The 2,644-nt window shown below is 63.5% G+C and carries 3 protein-coding genes; 2 read left to right on the top strand and 1 reads right to left on the bottom strand.

Annotation, left to right across the window (positions count from 1 at the left end; genetic code table 11):
• Nucleotides 1–188, bottom strand: a 188-nt coding sequence (locus HY896_06025; GenBank protein MBI5575905.1) for a 6-phosphofructokinase, incomplete at its 3' end; no start/stop codon positions are given.
• A gap of 216 nt (nt 189–404) precedes the next feature.
• On the opposite strand from HY896_06025, the gene iorA reads away from it, so the two are divergent.
• Together iorA and HY896_06015 are read left to right on the top strand one after the other, a co-directional pair.
• Nucleotides 405–2,213 (top strand): indolepyruvate ferredoxin oxidoreductase subunit alpha, encoded by a 1,809-nt coding sequence (gene iorA, locus HY896_06020; GenBank protein MBI5575904.1) that lies wholly within the window; start codon nt 405–407, stop codon nt 2,211–2,213.
• The coding region (locus tag HY896_06015) for an indolepyruvate oxidoreductase subunit beta (GenBank protein MBI5575903.1) at nt 2,210–2,644 on the top strand (435 nt) is incomplete at its 3' end. The genes iorA and HY896_06015, both read left to right, overlap by 4 nt.

The raw sequence follows: 2,644 nt of genomic DNA, 5'->3' as shown, positions 1-2,644 counted from the left end.
CCGACGTGCAGGATGCCGGAGACCATCCTGATGTCCAGGTCAATGGGAGAGAGTTCGAGGAGCCCCTTCCACCCGTTCCGGATTCCCACGACGCGGGAATCGTAGGAATCGGACTTCCGGACAACGGCCCTGATCACTGCGTTAAGACCCGGGCAATCCCCGCCCCCCGTCAGCACCCCGATCTTCATGATGCGCTCCCCCTGCCGATACTGTCGCTCGCTGCCATCAATGGCAGTGAAGCAAAAAGAGGCGCCTCTCACCCGCAGCGCCCCCACATGTGATGCCGAATAATCGAAAACAGACCACAAAGTATAGCAGAAATCATCACATCGGGATTTGAAAGAGGAGGGGGCGATGTGCTAACGTAACATACTTATATTTCAGCGGGAAAGAAGGGGAAACCGTTGTCCGTCCCCGCACGGCGGCTCGTCAGGCTGTTATCCGGAAACGAAGCGATCGCCCGCGGCGCCTTCGAGGCGCATGTAAAGGTCGCATCCGCGTATCCAGGCACCCCGAGCACGGAAATTCTGGAGAATCTCGCAGGCTACGAGGGGGTCTATGCGGAATGGGCCCCCAACGAGAAGGTGGCGGTCGAGGTGGCGCTCGGCGCGTCGATGGCCGGAGTGCGCGCTCTTGCGGCGATGAAACACGTGGGAGTGAACGTTGCCGCAGACCCCATCTTTACCGCTTCGTACACCGGAGTGCGGGGGGGATTCGTCATCATCACCGCCGACGACCCCGAACTGCACTCTTCCCAGAACGAGCAGGACAACCGGCACTACGCGGTGGCGGCGAAGATTCCGATGCTGGAGCCGTCCGACTCGCAGGAAGCCAAGGATTTCACGAAGCTCGCCTTCGAGATGTCGGAGGAATTCGATACCCCGGTCTTCCTGAGAACCACGACCCGCATTTCGCACGCAAAGGGGACCGTTATCCTCGGGGAGCCGTCCGGCCCGGCCTTTTCGCCCGGGTTCGTCCGCGACCCCGCCAAGTGGGTCATGCTGCCGGTCAACGCAAGGCGGCGGCACGTGCTTGTCGAGGAACGGATGCGCGCCTTGACGGAATCGGCGGAAACATTCCCCGGGAACCGGATAGAGTGGGGGGACCGGTCGCTCGGGATCGTCACCGCGGGCGTTTCCTACCAGTACGTTCGGGAGGCATTCCCGGACGCTTCCGTGCTGAAACTCGGGATGGCGCACCCCCTGCCGTCGCGGCTTGTCAGGGAGTTCGCGGCCGGAGTCTCCCGGCTGGTGGTCGTCGAGGAACTGGATCCCCACATCGAGGCGCACGTGAAAGCGCTGGGGATACCCGTGCAGGGGAAGGAGATAATCCCCATCGTCGGCGAGCTCGATCCGCGCATTGTTCGGGAAGGGATCGCCGGCGGCTCCGTGCCCTTGAAGTCCTCGGAGGAAGTCCCCTCGCGTCCGCCGAATTTATGCCCCGGATGCCCGCACCGCGGGCTGTTCTACGTTCTTTCGAAACTTAAAGTGACCGTGGCCGGGGATATCGGCTGCTACACGCTGGCGGCGCTCCCGCCGCTGGGCGGGATGGACACCTGCGTCTGCATGGGGGCGTCCATAGGCAACGCGTTCGGGATGGAGAAGGCGCTGGGGAAAGCGGCCCAGGGGAAGTTCGTCGCGGTCATCGGCGACTCCACCTTCGTCCACTCCGGCATCACGGGGCTCATCGACATCGTCTACAACCGCGGCGCAAGCACGGTGATCATCCTGGACAACCGGACCACCGCGATGACAGGCGCTCAGGATCATCCGGCGACGGGCAAGACTTTACAGGAGGACCCGACGCACAGGCTGGATCTTCCCGGGCTATGCAGGGCGGTCGGCGTCGAGCACGTGTACATGGTGAACCCGCACGACATGGCGCAGACCGAAGCGGTCCTCCGCCGGGAACTCGCGCGTGAGGCCCCCTCCGTCGTTATAACCGAAGCGCCGTGCGTCCTTCTCCCGGAACACCGGAAGAAGAAGCGGCCGGTCTACGAGGTGATCCCGGACCTCTGCACGGGTTGCAGGGCATGCAACAAGCTGGGCTGCCCGGCGATCGAGTGGGTTCCGTTCACGCCGGAAGAGGCGGTCGCTGTGGGGAAGAAAGCCGCGCAGAAGGGGATGGCCCGGATCAACGCGCTTCTGTGCGACGGCTGCAACCAGTGCCCCCCGCTTTGCAAGTTCAAGGCGATCCTGGAGAGGAAGGATTGAGAGGCGTTAACGCGGGGAACGTTTTTCTCGCGGGCGTCGGCGGACAGGGGATACTCCTGGCTTCCGAGGTGCTGTGCGAGGCATTTCTGCTCGGCGGCTACGACGTGAAGAAGAGCGAAGTGCACGGCATGGCCCAGCGGGGCGGGGCCGTCACCACCCACCTGCGGTTCGGCAGGAAGGTGTATTCGCCGCTGATAGAGCCGGGAAAGGCGGACCTGCTCATAGCGTTCGAGAAGATGGAAGCGCTGCGGTTCGCGCATTTCCTGAATCCGGGCGGGACCGCGCTTGTAAACGTGCAGGAGATATTTCCGCCGTCGGTCGCCACGGGGCGGGAATCCTACCCCGTGGACATCGAAAAGCGGCTGGGCGAGTTCACGCCGAACCTGTTTTTCGTGGACGCGCTGGCGGCGGCAATGGCGCTGCGCGAGGTG

The organism is Deltaproteobacteria bacterium, from assembly GCA_016218975.1.
In the GTDB taxonomy this organism is placed as follows: Bacteria; Desulfobacterota; Deferrimicrobia; order Deferrimicrobiales; family Deferrimicrobiaceae; genus JAENIX01.
Note: the sequence above shows the minus strand (reverse complement) of the source record. Positions and strands in the feature narration are given on the sequence as shown.